Source organism: Streptococcus sanguinis, from assembly GCF_013343115.1.
Classification (GTDB): Bacteria; Bacillota; Bacilli; order Lactobacillales; family Streptococcaceae; genus Streptococcus; species Streptococcus sanguinis_H.
In genome coordinates this window covers 1,554,102-1,570,996 of the sequence record NZ_CP054570.1, presented here as the reverse complement: position 1 = coordinate 1,570,996, position 16,895 = coordinate 1,554,102, and the positions used below count along the sequence as shown (strand labels likewise).

Genomic DNA, 16,895 nt, shown 5'->3' with positions numbered 1-16,895 from the left:
ATGAGTATTGATATGTATCTAGAAGCTGCTCGAACGCAGGCAGAAAGCCTTGGAAGAGCAGTTGAACAATGTTTGGGGCAGAATCTTAAATTAATAAGCGTTTTATCAGCTTTTCATAATGAGGATGAACTAAAAGGTAAAGCGTATGATTCTGCCAAAAATCATGTTGTCGGAACGGTCATCCCGATTGTTCAGGGAGTCATTCTCTATCAGGAAGCGATAGCCTTAGCTTGTCAAAATTTTGTTAGTAACTACACGGCAGAAGTAGACGGTAAGAGTTGGCGCCAATCAGAACTGGAAGAGAAAATTCGTTTTGCAGAACAGCAACTGGCAGAGTTGGAACGCAAATCGCAACTCTATGCAAATAATAAAGGTATGTCTATTGTGGATTTCAGTGCTTCCATCGCTGTTGCAGAAAGTGCTAGGCAAGTCTTCCAAGAAATTTTGGATAATTTGCTTGCTTTTAATGAGAGTTCGCCAACTATCTTCACGGAAGCTGAAGCTTATTTAGCAGCCGCATCTACCGGTCTATCTCAGGCAGCGCAGAGCTGGGATGCATCTACTCAGACTTATCTTCCTCCTCGCCGGGATGCTGATCTCAGCTGGAAAGGTACCATCAATACTGGATGGACTAAGCGGCAGGAGAGAATAGAGGAGACGAAGAGTCAACAGTCTTTCGTGAAATATATTGACGAATTGTCATTTTCCGAGATGGAAGAGCGATACGGTAAACTTATCAGTGAGTACGAAAGCTATCTCAATACTGGTTATAACTTTCCTCAAAGAGCCGATTTGACTGCAGAACAAATTAATTATATTTATTCTCGATATCAGTATTTGAGAGAAGGGGGAGGTGCGATATATATTGAAAGTGAAAGTTCAAAAAAAATGAAGGCAAATCTTCTAGCATCTGATAAAGAAGAAGTAGATGGTATGTCGTTAGTTGAGCTAGCGGATAAGTATCCAGAATTTTTACGTGGAAGAATAAGTATCGAATTTGACTATATCTTCATGTCAGATGAGGAAAAAGCAAAGAAAGATTATAGTTATGTTCGCTTCAACCAATTAATGAACGCTGAACCGATTGATTGGCGTGATCCAGATTACGCTACAAAGCGGAATAAATATATTCTTGAAACAGGAAAAAATCCAAGTACTAATGAACCGGCTACAGAAGCTGAAATCATCACAGCAAAAAACTATGGATGGGTTAAAGCTATTCCAGATACGGTTGCTTGGACAGATATGATGGTTGGATCTTATGTGGGGCATCAAGTCTACAATGGGAAGCCTGTTTATGGATTGGATACAGATTTATTAGGCAGAGCTAAAATTCCAAGTTCTGGAAATTCTTCAGTGGTGTCAAGGATAAAATTCGAGAACAATTCAGTACCACCTGTAGGAAAAGCACAGAATGCAAATTTACAGTTTAATAGTGAGCAAAAATTAGTGAATCATTTTGATAAACACAGTGCAGAGGTTGCTCACGCATTGAAAAGAACGGATTACTCAATAGAACAATATTTAAAAGACGCAAATTTTGTAGTTGAAACGGGTACTTATGTACCAGAATTAAATGCATATGTAAAATTTATAGGATACGAAGGCAAAAATACTTTGTACGCCTTTGTTGGATTAGATCAAAATACTGGAAATATAACGACATATCATGTAAAAACTGTTGATTATCTTATCAAAAAGGTACCTAGTCTAGGATTTGAACGTTAAGGAGAAATTTAATGATTTTTGTAAAAAAAATAGAATGGATAGATATTGATACCAAAGAAGCGGATGTCACTTTATCGGATAATCAATATGAATTAGTTTGCTTTTCAGATGAATTTTTTGGAAAGATTGGCGGAAAGTTTGATGATATTCTGTATGCTATTGTTGATGGAGACGTATATAAAAGTGAAGATAATCTATTTCTAGTAAAGCATCTGAATAATTTTGAATATTTTATAATTGCCAAAATATTTGATAAAACAAGAAATATCGCTCAGGTAGGAGAATTTTTGATTAATATAGGTGGAGGAATTCCAAATGATCTTGAGAATGGTGAATTTGTTGAATTTCGTGCTAGACGGATTGATATTTACTAATGCTCAGTGAAAGCTATACAAAAAATTAATTAACTCTATTGGAAGAGATTTTTGAAGCCTACCAAGAAACGCTGTAAAATATAAAAATTTAGGGTATCTGAGGTTATAGTTATTCATGAATAATACAGAATTCAAAAAAATTGTTAGTGAAACTTTGAAATCATAAGATTTTGCTTATGAAAACAAATATTATACATTTGAAAATACTGATTTAAAGGTATTTATTGGCTTTCAAAAATCTAACTTTGAGAACTCTTTTTATATCAATTACGGCTTTTTGATCAAAGGCATTTATGATGGGAATTTACCTCCATATAAACAAGGTTTGGAAGACTTTGGTGGCAGATTTATTTATCAGGACCTAGATAGCTATAATCTAGAGAAGATAACCTCAGAAAGTTTGGTGGCTTCTATTAATAGTAATATCAAAATGTTGATTCAGCCTGCTTTTGATGATGGACTAGCAAACTATTTTGAGTTGTACCCTCACTTCAAGTTTCTTTGTAAAAAACGTGTGAAAGAATATCTGGGCTTCTAATTTTTAATGAATAATACAGAATTCAAAAAAATTGTTGGCGAAACTTTGAAATCACAAGGTTTTGCTTATGAAAATAAATATTATACATTTGAAAATACTGATTTAAAGGTATTTGTTGGCTTTCAAAAGTCTAACTTTGAGAACTCTTTTTATATCAATTACGGCTTTTTGATTAAAGGCATTTATGATGGGAAATTACCTCTATATAAAAAAGGTTTGGAAGACTTTGGTGGTAGATTTGTTTATCAGGATCGAGATAACTATAATCTAGAGAAGATAACTTCAGAATGTTTGGTGGCTTCAATTAATAATAATATCAAAATGTTGATTCAGCCTGCCTTTGATGATGGACTAGTAAACTATTTTGAGTTGTACCCTCACTTCAAGTTTCTTTGTAAAAAATGTGTGAAAGAATATCTGGGCTTCTAATTTTTAATGAATAATACAGAATTCAAAAAAATTGTTGGCGAAACTTTGAAATCACAAGATTTTGCTTATGAAAATAAATGGAAGAAAAAATGCACAGAGGGGAAGATTTTTTTCCCGTAATCTTAGAAGATTGAACTAGTATAAAGAAATTGGGGTAAGAGTGATTTCCTTACCCTTTTCGCATCATAAATTTGTTAAGCAAACACGATCCTAACTTCGAGCAAAAACGTTTTGACTATATAGCTGAAACTGGCCTTGATCCAGTCACAGGCAAAGAGGCTGATGAGGAACTCCAGAATTATGCCACAAACTATACCAAGTATGCATCGAGTATAAAAGCGGGTTATGACTTCCTAATGGTAGGGGCAGCAGCTTGGAGTACTCGGTCTTATAATAAGGATTTACAAACACAAAGGGCTGATGCCCAGATTAATGAGTATTATCAGATTAAGGATGCAGTGAGAAATTCGAGTGTGGGGAGTCAGCCGGTGGTTGGTCCTCAACTTCCATCAAAGAATTTGGACTCCAAATTACCTAAAGTTAATGTTGGTGGCTTAGATAACCCTATTGTAGATGAGATGTCAACTGTAGGACGATGGATGTCAATGGAAGAATATACAAAGATGATTGATTCTGGTAAAGTTCAAATGTCACCGAATGGAAATACAACATATGTTGCTACTCCTTCTAATATTGAAGCATTTCCAGCTGCTAAACCAGGAAGCGTTTTTACAGAATTTGATGTTAATTCCCAGAGTCTTTATCCAGCTGGAAAAGAAGGATGGGGACAAATCCCAGGTCCAGGCTCTCTAATTGATAGGTTAAATCAAAAGAAGGGCTTGCCAGCCATAACAGAAATGCCGGATGCTCGTAATATAAATATCAAAGGAGAAAAGTAATGAGTCGACTTCAAGAAGTAAAAAAAGTGACTAAAGAGTGGCTATCAGAAAACATTAATATTCTAAAACAAGAAAATATTAGTCTAGAAGTTTTAATTGATAATGAAAATTGCTTGAGAATATTATTAGAAACAAAAGATAAAATGGGAGAAATACTAGTTGAAGAGCCAAGCTTTGCTCCTTATAAAAATTTCAAATTTGAAATTGCTCAAATAATTGATAATCAAGCTCAGATAGTAAATGCATGGTACGACAATGAAAATACAAATATTGAAGACTATAAAGTTATATTAGATAATGGAATGGTTCTTATGTAAGAACTGTTGTCACAGAATATGTTGATACTTGAATTATATAGATTACGATATATTAAGACTCTGAGAAAAAGATTATTTCAGCTTTTCCTAGCAGTAAATAAATAGAAAGATATAGGACGTAACAAATGTTAAAAAGACAATATGGAATATTTAAATATCCTGACGGTGATATTAGATTATCGATAAAATTCTTGGATGAAAACTATCAAACTTTAGGCGAGTTTTTTATTATTGAGGTTCATAATTTTTACCCTCATATTTATAAAGAATTGGAAGCAGTTGTTACTGGTCAAAAAGAAGAATCAGACTTTGGCGGTAATATGCTAAATATTGATATAGGTAAAGAAGAAACAGAAGTATACTATCAAATGGATGATGAAAGTCTTGGGGAACCTTGCTTTATTTCAACTGCTGAACTATATAAATTAGTTATTGAGTGGAAAGAAATGGAAGAAAAAATGCACAGAGGGGAAGATATTTTTCCTGTGATTTTAGAAGATTAATCTAGTATAAAGAATTTAGGGTAGGATGCTTTTCTTGCCCTTTTCGTATCATAATCATCATCCCTCGCATAAACAAAAAAACTAGAGCAGATGTGTAGTGCACATCTGCTCTAGTTTTTATAAAGTTTTTTCTGGATCTCTGACCACGAGTAAATCAACTTTGGCGTGGCGCAGGATATATTCAGATGAAGAACCGACTAGCAGCCGTTCAAAGGCATTGAGACCGGTAGCACCGACCATAATTAGATCTACCTTGTGCTCTTCTGGGATATCTGTAGCCAAGAGAGTCTTGGGATTGCCCATCTCAATGACAATGTCAACATACTTGATACCGGATTTTTGAGCCTTTTCTTTCAGCTCAGCTGTCAGCTTTTTGGCATCTTCTTGTAAGTCCTCGTAGACATCTGCATCAAAGGTTGAGACACTTTGCAAAGCCCGGGTGTCAATGACATGGGCGATAGTGAGTCGAGAGCCGTTTCGGAGAGCCACATTAACGCCCTTTTCAAAGGCTAGTTCGGATTCGTGAGAACCATCCACAGCAACCATAATGTTTTCATATTTCTGAGTCATAGAGCTACCTCCTCTAAAATGGTCGGCAAAGGACGTCGCATCATTCACAGAATGATTGGGCTGACCAAAAATCAATCAGTCCATAACGTCCGAGTGATTTGCAACTATTTTCTTGTTTCTATTGTAACCCTTTTCAGAAAAAAAGTAAAGATAAAATGGAAATGCTGTCAGAAAATTGCAAGCTGAGAAAGAATCCTTTACTTTGAGGAATTAGAAGAATGGCGCTTTATATCCTATGATTCTCTTTTTAATTAGATGAAAAGTGAGTTTATTTTTTGTTGTCAATCGCTTTTTCTGGTGGTATAATGATAACATTCTGATGAATAGAGGAAAAATAAGAATGAAAGAATTTGACAAGTCCAGCAAGCTGGAACATGTTGCCTATGATATTCGCGGTCCAGTTTTGGATGAAGCCATGCGCATGCGGGCCAACGGTGAAAAGATTCTCCGCCTCAATACAGGAAATCCGGCTGAATTTGGTTTTACCGCTCCAGATGAGGTCATTCATGATTTGATTATGAATGCGCGTGACAGTGAGGGCTACTCTGACTCTAAGGGGATTTTTTCAGCCCGTAAGGCCATTATGCAATATTGCCAGCTTAAGAATTTTCCTAATGTAGATATTGATGACATTTATCTGGGAAATGGTGTCAGCGAGCTGATTGTCATGTCCATGCAGGGCTTGCTGGATGACGGGGACGAGGTGCTGGTGCCGATGCCAGACTACCCACTCTGGACGGCTGCAGTCAGTCTGGCTGGTGGGAATGCTGTTCACTATGTTTGTGATGAGCAGGCAGAATGGTATCCAGATATTGACGATATCAAGTCAAAAATCACATCTAATACCAAGGCTATCATTATCATTAACCCTAACAATCCAACGGGAGCACTTTATCCTAAGGAACTGCTGCTGGAGATTGTGGAAATTGCTCGCCAGAACAATCTCATTATCTTTGCGGATGAAATCTATGATCGCATGGTGATGGATGGCAATGTCCATACATCTGTGGCTAGTCTGGCTCCTGATATCTTCTGTGTCAGTATGAATGGTCTTTCTAAGTCGCACCGAATCGCAGGCTTCCGTGTTGGCTGGATGGTGCTATCTGGTCCTAAACATCATGTTAAGGGTTATATCGAAGGGTTAAACATGCTCTCCAACATGCGCTTGTGCTCCAATGTCTTGGCTCAGCAAGTCGTTCAAACCTCACTTGGTGGTCATCAATCTGTGGATGAACTGCTTTTGCCAGGTGGCCGTATCTATGAACAGCGTAATTTCATCTATCAGGCTATTCAGGACATCCCGGGGCTGTCAGCTGTTAAGCCTAAAGCTGGCCTCTATATTTTCCCGAAAATTGACCGGAACATGTATCGCATCGACGATGATGAGCAGTTTGTGCTCAATTTCCTCAAGCAGGAGAAAGTCCTTCTTGTCCATGGACGAGGCTTTAACTGGAAGGACCCAGATCATTTCCGAATCGTTTATCTGCCTCGAGTAGATGAGCTAGCTCAAATCCAAGAAAAAATGACGCGCTTCTTGCGCCAATATCGCCGTTAATAAGCGGATGCTACAAAAAGGCCGGAAAATATTCCGGCCTTTTTCTTATCTATTTTACATATTTTTTAGTTCAATGGCTGTCTTTGAATTGCAAAAATAAAAAAATTAAGATGCTCCGGAAATTGAATTTGAGGTCGATTGGTAAAAATTATAGGCGGTTTTACCGACATTTTTTAGGAGTTTGTCCAACATTTTTTATGTATCTGTCCAAAAATGCTTAAAAAAATGTGTTAGCGTCTTCCTTCTAGAAGACAAACATGATAGAATGTGTTTGTCAATGTTTTTAACAATGATGAAAAAGTGGAGGAGATTATATTGACAATGAAAAAGACACTTAGTGCTTTTTCTGTCAGTGCAGCGGCATTGTCTTTGGTGCTCGCAGAAGGAGTTCAGGCTGATCAATTAGTTGATAATCAGTCTTATTCTGATGCGCCCGTTAGTCAAAGCCAACCACAGGCAGAAAACACACAGAAGGATGAATCTGTTTCGAAAGAACAGGTAGACGCTGCTCAGGCTCTTGTACAAGAAGCCGACAGCAATGTTGCACAAGGGAAAGCTGATTTGGCTCAAGCTCAGGCAAATACTGCTGCGGCTCAAAGTCAGGTCGAGCAAGCACAAGCTGAAGCTAACCGGGCACAGGAGGCAGCTGATAAAGCTGGTCCGGAAGCTATTGAAACAGCTAGGCAAGAAGAGAGCAATCAAAAAGCTCAAGTGGACAGCAATAAGTCAGAACTGGCTAAAGCTGACCAAGCAACTAAGGCGGCTGAAGCTGAGCGCGATACTCAGGCAGCCAAGACTAAAGAAGCTCAAGAGCAAGCGAAAACTCAAGAAGGACGCCTTGCTAAAGCTCAAAATGACGTGAAGGAAGCTCAGGCTAATCTAAGTGGGGACGCTACAGCTAAAGCAGAAAAAAATGTGAAAGCAGCCCAAGACAAGGTGGCAGCTGACCAGTCTGCTGTTGAAACAGCTCAAGCAAAAGTAGCTACAGCTCGTCAGACTGACAGTCAGAAGCAGGCTGAGGTTGCAAAAGCTCAGACCAACCAGACTCAGGCTAAGACGGCTCGTGATGCTTCTCAAAAGAACTTGCAGGAAAAAACTGCTGCAGCAGAGAAGACTCAGTCAGATCTGAACCAAGCTCAACAGGCTTTGCAAAAGGCTCAAGCTGGAAAAATTACTACTGAAGCTTCTAGCAATAAAAACCGTGTGTCAATGACTCCGGAATACATTGCAGCCTTGAGAGAGCTAATTGCACCGAATTTATCAGAGCAAAAAACTAATGAGATTCAAAATAGACTGGCTGCACTGAATGCCAGTGCTAAGGCTCTCAATCGTTATGTAGCAGATCCTACAGATAGCAAAGCTTTGATTGATACCAACAATATTCCACAGAATGTTCGTCAGGAACTTTCACAGTTTGCTTCAGAACTCATCAACCAGCTGCGTGCTCAGATGGGAACAGGCGAAGTAGTTGTAACACCGTCTTCAATTGATTTCGCTGATAAGGTGGCAACAGAATATCGCAAAGACAACTGGAACTGGGATTTGATGGAGAAATACCATCACGATGCTAAAGCAATTAACCGCGTAGCGCGTGAATATGGTTTAATGACCACAAGTGCTGAGCAAGAGAGCAAAGGTCTCCAGTATTATGAAAACGCTTATATTTGGAGAGAAAAAGCTGGCCAAATGAGTGTGGCTGAAATGAAGAGACGAATCTATGATTCCGTTGTTGAATTCATGTTTAATGGCTATGAATGGCTGCATGCTACATCAATCTCTGGTCTCAATACTGGTCGCCAGAAAAACTATCTGGGTGTTGATTTCTCAATGGAAAGCGACATCACTATGGCTCATTTCACCATGGTGTCAGAAGATCAAGTCAAATATGCTAGCAAAAAGAACTTCAATGCCAGCCCGATTACAGGCAAAGCTGCAACAGCAAAAGTAGATCCGCAGGAAGTAGCTCAGGCTCAAACTGCCTATGACGCTGCCTTCAAGGCCAATCAACTGGCTCTGGCATCTAAGGGAGTTGCTCAAACCACTTACAATCGGAAGGCCGCAGCCTTAGAGCAAGCCAATCAGCAACTGGCTCAGGCACAAGCTCAAGCAGGTGAGTCAGCAACTGCTCAGGCACAAGCAGCTCTTGCTGCAGCTCAAGAGAAGTTGGCAGCTGATCAAGCGGCTTTGGCAGCAGCACAAGCAGCCCTGCAAAATTCAAACTTGGATGACAAGACCAAAGCGGAAAAATTAACTCAGGCCCAAGATGCTCTGACTGCTGTTCAAGCGACAGTTGCTGCCGCTCAAGAAGCTCTAAAAACTGAATCAGATAAGTTGGCTCAGCTAGAAGCAGCTTTGAATGTAGCAAAAGAAAGAAAGACTAATCTTGAAAAAGCTGTTACAGATGCTGAAGCAGCATTGCAAATGGCTAAAGAGTCATTGTCAAATCTTGAGAATGCAGAAGAAAACTTGGAACAAGCTAAAACTAAATTAGCCGCAGCTCAGGCTGCTTACCAAGCAGCTCTTACAGCTCAAACAGATCAAGAAGCAAAAGTAGCAGTTTTAACTGCTGTTCAAGCACAAGCTAAGGCGACATACGACTTGCTAGCTCAAACTTATGCTGAGCAGAATAAGGAAGAAGATATTCGCTATTACCAATCTGTTTTGGCTCACACAGAGGAGCGTTTCGCTCGCTCTCCGCTTGCTGGACAAGTAGGAGATCCTCAGCATACAGCTCTTGGAACTACTGGAAATGCTGGAAGTGCTAGCCCTGGAAATCATAAGCAGGTAGCTGCTTCAGGTCATGCCTTGCCTAAGACAGGAGAAAACTCTTCTTGGCTTCTTCTAGCAGGCCAAATGCTTCTGCTCATGGCTATGAAATTGTTCTACAAGAAACGTTCTCTTGATTAGAAAGAACAAAAGTAATCAAAAACAGTCAAATTCTTGACTGTTTTTTGTTTAATATAACTTGACATATCAAGTCATATACTTGAAAAATTCTTTATTTTATAGAATTGTATGTAATTGTTTTTCAATAAAAAATTTTCAGATAATTATTGAAATTTCACTGCTTTTATGTTACAATGAAGCTAATAAATATGAGGTAAAAATATGGCCGATTTACTAGAAAAAACACGAAAAATTACGTCTATTCTGAAGCGCTCGGAAGAGCAGATGCAGGAAGATTTGCCCTATAATGCTATTACGCGTCAGTTGGCTGATATTATCCACTGCAATGCCTGCATTATCAATAGCAAAGGACGTCTTCTAGGCTATTTCATGCGCTACAAGACCAATAATGACCGTGTAGAAGCTTTTTTTCAAGATAAGAATTTCCCAGAGGAGTATGTCCAAGAAGCCAATCTGGTCTATGAAACGGAGGCTAATCTACCGGTTACGCATGATTTGACGATTTTTCCGGTAGAGACCAAGGATGATTTTCCAGATGGCCTGACTACCATTGCTCCCATTCATGTTTCAGGGATTCGTTTGGGCTCATTGATTATCTGGCGTAATGATAAGGAATTTGCGGACGATGATCTGATTTTGGTTGAGATTGCCAGTACAGTGGTTGGTATCCAGCTACTTAACTTCCAGCGGGAAGAGGATGAGAAAAATATCCGCCGCCGGACAGCTGTGACCATGGCGGTCAATACTCTGTCTTACTCAGAACTGAGAGCTGTTTCAGCAATTTTGGGCGAGCTCAATGGCAATGAAGGCCAGCTGACAGCATCTGTCATTGCTGACCGTATCGGGATTACCCGCTCAGTGATTGTTAATGCCTTGCGCAAGCTGGAAAGTGCTGGGATTATTGAAAGCCGCTCACTGGGAATGAAGGGAACTTATCTGAAAGTTCTGATTCCGGATGTCTTTGATGAAATTAAAAAGAGGGACTATTAATGGCTAAAGCACTGATTTCCATTGATTATACAGTTGATTTTGTCGCAGATGAGGGCAAGTTGACAGCAGGAGCGCCAGCTCAGGAAATTTCTGAAGCCATTGCTCAAGTGACGGAGGCAGCTTTTGACAGAGGAGATTATATCTTCTTTGCTATTGATGCCCATGATGAGAATGATGCCTTTCATCCTGAGAGCAAATTGTTTCCGCCTCATAACATCAAAGGAACTAGCGGTCGCAATCTTTATGGCCCTTTGGCTGATTTTTATGACAAGCATCAAGCAGACTCTCGGGTCTTTTGGATGGATAAGCGCCATTATTCTGCCTTTTCCGGTACGGATTTAGATATTCGATTGCGGGAAAGAAAGGTAGATACGGTCATTTTGACTGGAGTCTTGACGGATATTTGTGTCTTGCATACAGCGATTGATGCATATAATCTTGGTTATCAGATTCAGGTGGTAGAACCGGCTGTGGCTTCTCTGTCAGAGGAAAATCACAAATTTGCCTTAAACCACTTGCAAAATGTTCTGGGTTCGACTATAATAGATACAATTTAAAAGTAAAAGAGAAGCAGAGTAGGCTTGCTGACTTGCACAGAGAGTGCTGATAGCTGAGAGCAGCACCAAGAAAGCAAAAAACCGAAGAACATGTTTCGTAATCTTTTGTGTGATTAAGCACAAACGTCTCTCACGTTACGAGTTCAGAGGCTGCCTTTTAAGGCGGCGAATAACAGTGGTACCACGGCTTTCGTCTGTTTCAGAGACGGAAGCTTTTTATTTTGCAGTAGGACAAGTGAAGACAATAGAAGAATGCTTCAAATATTCTTAACAGCAGGGCGGAGCTACTAATTGATTTGAAAGGGAAAGAACATGAAAGAAATTTTTATCGGGAACTATGGTTTAGAGCAGGTCGGACAGACCATGACCGCAACTGGCTGGGTGGCCAATATCCGCAATCACGGCAAACTAGCCTTTATTGAATTGCGGGATCGCGAGGGCTTGCTTCAGGTCTTCGTTGGCGGTGAGATTGAAGATTTTGCTAAGCTGGAAGACATTGGCAAAGAGGACGTCATTGCAGTGACGGGGCAAGTCGTTCAGCGTGAAGAGCGTTTTGTCAATAAGTCCATCAAGTCTGGTCAGGTTGAGCTGAGAGCTGAAAAGATTGAGATTATTGCTAGCAGCAAGGCATTGCCTTTTGAGCTGGACCAGCATGCCCATACTGGGGAAGACCTGCGTCAGAAATACCGCTACCTGGACTTGCGCCGTGAGAAGATGACACATAACCTCAAACTACGTCACCAGGTCACCTCAACCATTCGGGAATATTTGAACGGTTTGGACTTTTTGGAAGTGGAGACGCCTTATCTGACCAAGTCAACTCCTGAAGGGGCTAGAGACTTCTTGGTGCCTAGTCGGGTCTTTAAAAATCAATTCTATGCGCTGCCTCAGAGCCCGCAGATGCTCAAGCAGTTACTGATGGGAGCTGGTCTCGAGCGCTATTATCAGATTGTTCGTTGTTTCCGTGACGAAGACCTGCGGGGGGATCGCCAGCCAGAGTTTACCCAGGTGGACTTAGAGCTGAGTTTTGCCAGCGAAGAAGAAATCCGAGCTCTGGTTGAAGCTATGCTCAAGGCTGTCGTCAAGAAAACTCATGGTTTAGAGTTGACAGAAGATTTTCCAACTATCAGCTATGAAGAGGCTATGAGCCGCTTTGGTTCTGATAAGCCAGATACACGCTTTGGTTTAGAGTTGAAGAATCTGACGGATTTGTGCCAGTCCAATGACTCTCTTCTCATCAAGAAAGCCTTGGATAATCAAGAGGAAGTGATGGGAATCTGTATTCCAGATGCGGCTAGTGCTTTTAGCAAGAAACAGCTGAGTCACTACTATCAGGAAATGAAGGAATTTGGCTGCAGTCGTTTCGCCAGTCTAAAGGTTGGAAATGGCCAGTTAGTTGGTGATTTGGCTAGTACCTTTGAAGCTGAAAGTCAGGAGTTGCTGGAACGTTTTGAGGCCAAGGATGGAGATTTGATTCTGCTAGTCATGGCTAAGAAGCGTCGGGCTCAGGAAGCTTTGGGACATCTGCGTATAGAAGTCGCAAAAGCTTTAGATTTGATTGACCCGAGTCTGCTTCATTTCCTCTGGGTTGTGGATTGGCCGCTGCTGGAGTGGAATGAAGACCAAAATCGCTATCAAGCCATGCACCATCCTTTCACACAGGGGATTTTTGAAGATGGACAGGAGCCAGACCAATTCCGCAGCCATGCCTACGACATCGTCTTGAATGGCTATGAAATTGGCGGTGGGAGTCTGCGGATTCATGACCGGAAGGCTCAGGAAGCTATGTTTGAGCTTTTAGGCATGAGCCGAGAAGACTATGAACGGGACTTTGGTTTCTTCCTAGAAGCTTTGGAGTACGGCTTCCCACCACACGGCGGTTTGGCTCTAGGCTTGGATCGCTTGGTTATGATTTTGGCTGGGGAAGAAAATATCCGCCAAGTCATTGCTTTTCCGAAAAATGGTACTGGCTTTGATCCTATGCTGGAAAGCCCGAGTTTGGTTGACCAAAGACAGCTCAAAGAACTGCATTTGGAATTGAAGAATTAGCCTGAAATATGGTAAAATGAAATGATGCGAATTCCTGCAGAATGGCAGGAAGAAGCTGAAGAAAAGAGCTAGCGGATGGTAAATAATTCAGCGTCCCTAGCTTGTCAAAGTAAAGGTGAGCTGAAGCTTGGAAATAAGATGTTATCTAGAAATTGTTATTTTCAGTCGCTAAAGATCACATATCTTATGAAAGGAATCAGAGATGAAGATTACTCAAGAAGAAGTAAGTCACGTAGCAAAGTTGTCAAAACTGGCTTTTTCACCAGAAGAAACTGCTGAGTTTGCGACGACATTAACCAAGATTGTCGACATGGTCGAATTGCTCAATGAAGTGGACACAGAGGGTGTGCCTTTCACTTCCAATGTAGCTGCTAATATCAACTATATGCGAGAAGATGTGGCTCAGCCGGGCTGGAACCGGGAAGAACTTTTCCAAAATGTACCTGAAAAAGAGCGGGGCTACATCAAAGTGCCTGCCATCCTAGATGACGGAGGAGATGCCTAATGACTTTTAATCACAAGACCATTGAAGAACTGCATGATTTGCTGGTCAAGAAAGAAATTTCTGCAGTAGAGTTAACTCAGGCAACTTTGGCAGATATCAAAGAACGTGAAGCGGCTGTGGATAGCTTCATTACTGTCAGCGAAGAGGAGGCTTTGGCTCAGGCTGCGGCTCTGGATGCTAAGGGCATTGATGCGGACAATCTTATGAGCGGAATTCCGCTGGCAGTTAAGGACAATATCTCAACCAAAGGGATTTTGACGACGGCTGCTTCTAAGATACTCTACAATTACAAGCCGATTTTCAATGCGACTAGTGTGGAGAAGCTCTACGGTAAGGACATGATTATCGTCGGAAAGACCAACATGGACGAATTTGCCATGGGGGGATCCAGTGAAAACTCTTACTTTAAGACGACTAAGAATGCTTGGGACAGCAGCAAGGTTCCTGGTGGGTCATCTGGTGGTTCAGCGACAGCTGTTGCTTCTGGTCAGGTTCGTCTATCACTGGGTTCAGATACGGGTGGTTCTATTCGCCAACCCGCTTCCTTTAACGGTGTAGTTGGTCTCAAGCCAACCTACGGACGGGTTTCCCGTTTTGGGCTCATTGCTTTTGGTTCTTCTTTAGACCAGATTGGACCGTTCTCTCAGACAGTTAAGGAAAATGCTCAACTTCTGAATGTTATTTCTGGTAATGATCCTAAGGATTCTACATCATCACAAGAAGCAGTGCCAGACTTTACCAGCAAGATTGGCCAAGACATCAAGGGGATGAAGATTGCCCTACCTAAGGAATACATGGGTGAGGGAATTGACAGCAAGGTCAAGGAAACTATTTTAGCAGCGGCGAAGCACTTGGAAAGTCTAGGAGCCATTGTTGAAGAAGTCAGCCTGCCCCACAGTAAGTATGGCGTAGCAGTCTACTATATCATTGCTTCTTCTGAAGCCAGCTCTAACCTGCAACGTTTTGACGGTATTCGCTATGGCTACCGCGCAGAAGGTATTGAAAATCTAGAAGATGTCTATGTCAAATCTCGCAGTGAAGGCTTTGGTGAAGAGGTGAAACGCCGCATCATGCTGGGAACTTTCAGTTTGTCATCTGGTTACTACGATGCTTACTTCAAGAAAGCTGGTCAGGTTCGGACCTTGATTATGCAAGATTTTGCCAAGGTATTTGAAAAATATGACTTGATCTTAGGTCCAACCGCACCAACTGTTGCTTATGATTTGGGTAGTCAAAATCAAGATCCAGTGGCTATGTATCTGGCTGACCTTTTGACCATTCCAGTCAATCTGGCTGGCCTACCGGGCATTTCAATCCCAGCTGGCTTTGCAGATGGTCTTCCTGTCGGCCTGCAGTTGATTGGTAACCACTTCGATGAAGCGACTATCTATCAGGCAGCCGCAGCATTTGAAGCAACGACTGACTACCACAAACAGCAGCCAGTTATCTTTGGAGGTGAAAAATAATGAACTTTGAAACAGTTATCGGACTGGAAGTCCATGTTGAATTGAAGACCAATTCAAAAATTTTCTCTCCGGCTCCAGCTCACTTCGGTGAAGATCCAAATGCCAACACCAATATCATTGACTGGTCCTTCCCAGGTGTTTTGCCTGTTATGAACAAGGGTGTTATTGACTATGGTATCAAGGCTGCTCTGGCTTTGAACATGGATATTCACCAGAAGATGCACTTTGACCGCAAGAATTACTTTTATCCGGACAATCCAAAAGCCTATCAAATTTCTCAGTTTGATGAGCCGATTGGCTACAATGGCTGGATTGAGATTGAGCTAGAAGATGGCACGACCAAGAAAATCCGTATCGAGCGGGCCCACTTGGAAGAAGATGCCGGAAAGAATACCCATGGCAGCGATGGTTACTCTTATGTGGACCTCAACCGTCAAGGGGTGCCGCTGATTGAGATTGTATCGGAAGCAGATATGCGCAGTCCAGAAGAAGCTTATGCCTATCTGACTGCCCTCAAGGAAATCATCCAGTACACGGGTATTTCGGATGTCAAGATGGAAGAGGGCTCCATGCGGGTGGACGCCAATATTTCTATCCGTCCTTACGGACAGGAAGAGTTTGGTACTAAGACTGAGCTGAAAAACCTTAACTCCTTCAACTTTGTCCGTAAGGGTCTGGCATTTGAGGAAAAACGCCAGGCTGAAATCCTGCGCAGTGGTGGTCAAATCCGTCAGGAAACCCGTCGTTATGACGAAGCAACTGGCGAAACTCTGCTCATGCGGGTTAAGGAAGGTTCAGCGGACTACCGTTACTTCCCAGAGCCTGATCTGCCAATCTTTGAGATTGAGGATGCTTGGATTGAGCAAGTACGCAGTAGTCTGCCTGCCTTTCCAAAAGAGCGCCGGGCTAAGTATATGGGCGACTACGGTCTGTCTGACTACGATGCCAAGCAGCTGACCGCGACCAAGGCTGTGTCAGACTTCTTTGAAGCAGCTGTTGCGGCAGGCGCTGACGCCAAGGCTGTCTCTAACTGGCTCCAAGGAGAAGTGGCTCAATACCTCAATGCCGAAGGCAAGACTATCTCTGATATTGAGCTGACACCTGAGAACCTGACTGAGATGATTGCTCTGATTGCAGACGGAACGATTTCCTCTAAGATTGCTAAGAAGGTCTTTGTTCATCTGGCCAAAAATGGCGGTTCTGCTAAAGAATATGTACAGAAAGCAGGCCTGATTCAAATCTCAGACCCTGCCCAGCTTCTTCCAATCATCCAAGAAGTATTTGCCAACAATGAAAAAGCCATCAATGACTATAAGGGCGGCAACAAGAATGCGGCTAAGTCCCTAATCGGCCAGCTCATGAAGGCAACCAAGGGCCAAGCCAACCCACAAGTAGCACAAAAACTGCTCAATGAAGAGTTGGAGAAACTATAGAAATAAGTAGAAAACCAGTCGAGAGGCTGGTTTTTGTTGTGGAAAATAAAATATGCTAAAATATAAAAAAAGCAT

Annotated in this window: 16 protein-coding genes; 15 read left to right on the top strand and 1 reads right to left on the bottom strand. The window is 41.5% G+C overall.

Features of this window, described 5'->3' with window-relative positions; translation table 11 throughout:
* The 7 genes from FOC72_RS07510 (at window position 1) to FOC72_RS07480 (ending at window position 4,788) form a co-directional block, all read left to right on the top strand.
* Window positions 1-1,728 carry an RING finger protein gene (locus FOC72_RS07510; protein ID WP_002896321.1) on the top strand — a complete coding sequence of 576 codons (1,728 nt, stop codon included), beginning with the start codon at window positions 1-3 and terminating at the stop codon, window positions 1,726-1,728.
* Window positions 1,729-1,739: 11 nt separating this feature from the next.
* Complete coding sequence (locus tag FOC72_RS07505; RefSeq protein ID WP_002896320.1) at window positions 1,740-2,102, top strand: hypothetical protein; 363 nt, start codon at window positions 1,740-1,742, stop codon at window positions 2,100-2,102.
* A 223-nt stretch (window positions 2,103-2,325) separates the two neighbouring features.
* A complete protein-coding gene (locus FOC72_RS07500) occupies window positions 2,326-2,640 on the top strand; it encodes a DUF4304 domain-containing protein (RefSeq protein WP_238525733.1) in 315 nt (104 codons plus the stop codon).
* 6 nt (window positions 2,641-2,646) lie between these two features.
* Entirely contained in the window at window positions 2,647-3,069 is a 423-nt protein-coding gene (locus FOC72_RS07495; protein WP_002896315.1) for a DUF4304 domain-containing protein, read from the top strand.
* A gap of 191 nt (window positions 3,070-3,260) precedes the next feature.
* Window positions 3,261-3,968: a TreTu family toxin gene (locus tag FOC72_RS07490; RefSeq protein ID WP_002896314.1), complete on the top strand. Its 708-nt coding sequence runs from the start codon at window positions 3,261-3,263 to the stop codon at window positions 3,966-3,968.
* Window positions 3,968-4,285, top strand: coding sequence for a hypothetical protein (locus tag FOC72_RS07485; RefSeq protein ID WP_002896313.1), 318 nt, complete (start codon window positions 3,968-3,970; stop codon window positions 4,283-4,285). The genes FOC72_RS07490 and FOC72_RS07485 overlap by 1 nt, the downstream gene beginning before the upstream one ends.
* A 125-nt stretch (window positions 4,286-4,410) precedes the next feature.
* Window positions 4,411-4,788, top strand: a complete 378-nt coding sequence (locus tag FOC72_RS07480; RefSeq protein WP_002896312.1) for a hypothetical protein — start codon at window positions 4,411-4,413, stop codon at window positions 4,786-4,788.
* Window positions 4,789-4,905: 117 nt separating this feature from the next.
* Here the strand turns inward: FOC72_RS07480 and FOC72_RS07475 are convergent, their stop codons facing one another.
* Complete coding sequence (locus FOC72_RS07475; protein ID WP_002896311.1) at window positions 4,906-5,358, bottom strand: universal stress protein; 453 nt, start codon at window positions 5,356-5,358, stop codon at window positions 4,906-4,908.
* Between the two features lie 340 nt (window positions 5,359-5,698).
* Between FOC72_RS07475 and FOC72_RS07470 the strand changes: the two genes are divergently transcribed.
* From FOC72_RS07470 to gatB, 8 genes are all read left to right on the top strand, one after another.
* A complete protein-coding gene (locus FOC72_RS07470) occupies window positions 5,699-6,913 on the top strand; it encodes a pyridoxal phosphate-dependent aminotransferase (RefSeq protein ID WP_032908228.1) in 1,215 nt (404 codons plus the stop codon).
* A gap of 321 nt (window positions 6,914-7,234) precedes the next feature.
* On the top strand, window positions 7,235-9,820 hold the full coding sequence (locus FOC72_RS07465) for an SEC10/PgrA surface exclusion domain-containing protein (RefSeq protein ID WP_080557414.1): 2,586 nt from the start codon (window positions 7,235-7,237) through the stop codon (window positions 9,818-9,820).
* 201 nt (window positions 9,821-10,021) lie between these two features.
* Window positions 10,022-10,810 (top strand): GTP-sensing pleiotropic transcriptional regulator CodY, encoded by a 789-nt coding sequence (gene codY, locus FOC72_RS07460; RefSeq protein ID WP_002896308.1) that lies wholly within the window; start codon window positions 10,022-10,024, stop codon window positions 10,808-10,810.
* On the top strand, window positions 10,810-11,367 hold the full coding sequence (locus tag FOC72_RS07455; RefSeq protein WP_002896307.1) for a cysteine hydrolase family protein: 558 nt from the start codon (window positions 10,810-10,812) through the stop codon (window positions 11,365-11,367). The genes codY and FOC72_RS07455 overlap by 1 nt, the downstream gene beginning before the upstream one ends.
* Window positions 11,368-11,679: 312 nt before the next feature.
* Window positions 11,680-13,416 (top strand): aspartate--tRNA ligase, encoded by a 1,737-nt coding sequence (gene aspS, locus FOC72_RS07450; protein ID WP_002896306.1) that lies wholly within the window; start codon window positions 11,680-11,682, stop codon window positions 13,414-13,416.
* Window positions 13,417-13,618: 202 nt separating this feature from the next.
* The gene (gene gatC / locus FOC72_RS07445) at window positions 13,619-13,921 is read left to right on the top strand and encodes an Asp-tRNA(Asn)/Glu-tRNA(Gln) amidotransferase subunit GatC (protein ID WP_002896305.1); all 303 of its coding nucleotides are present in this window, start codon (window positions 13,619-13,621) and stop codon (window positions 13,919-13,921) included.
* The gene (gatA, locus tag FOC72_RS07440; RefSeq protein ID WP_002896304.1) at window positions 13,921-15,387 is read left to right on the top strand and encodes an Asp-tRNA(Asn)/Glu-tRNA(Gln) amidotransferase subunit GatA; all 1,467 of its coding nucleotides are present in this window, start codon (window positions 13,921-13,923) and stop codon (window positions 15,385-15,387) included. The genes gatC and gatA overlap by 1 nt, the downstream gene beginning before the upstream one ends.
* A complete protein-coding gene (gene gatB / locus FOC72_RS07435) occupies window positions 15,387-16,820 on the top strand; it encodes an Asp-tRNA(Asn)/Glu-tRNA(Gln) amidotransferase subunit GatB (RefSeq protein WP_002896303.1) in 1,434 nt (477 codons plus the stop codon). The genes gatA and gatB overlap by 1 nt, the downstream gene beginning before the upstream one ends.
* Window positions 16,821-16,895: the final 75 nt, after the last annotated feature.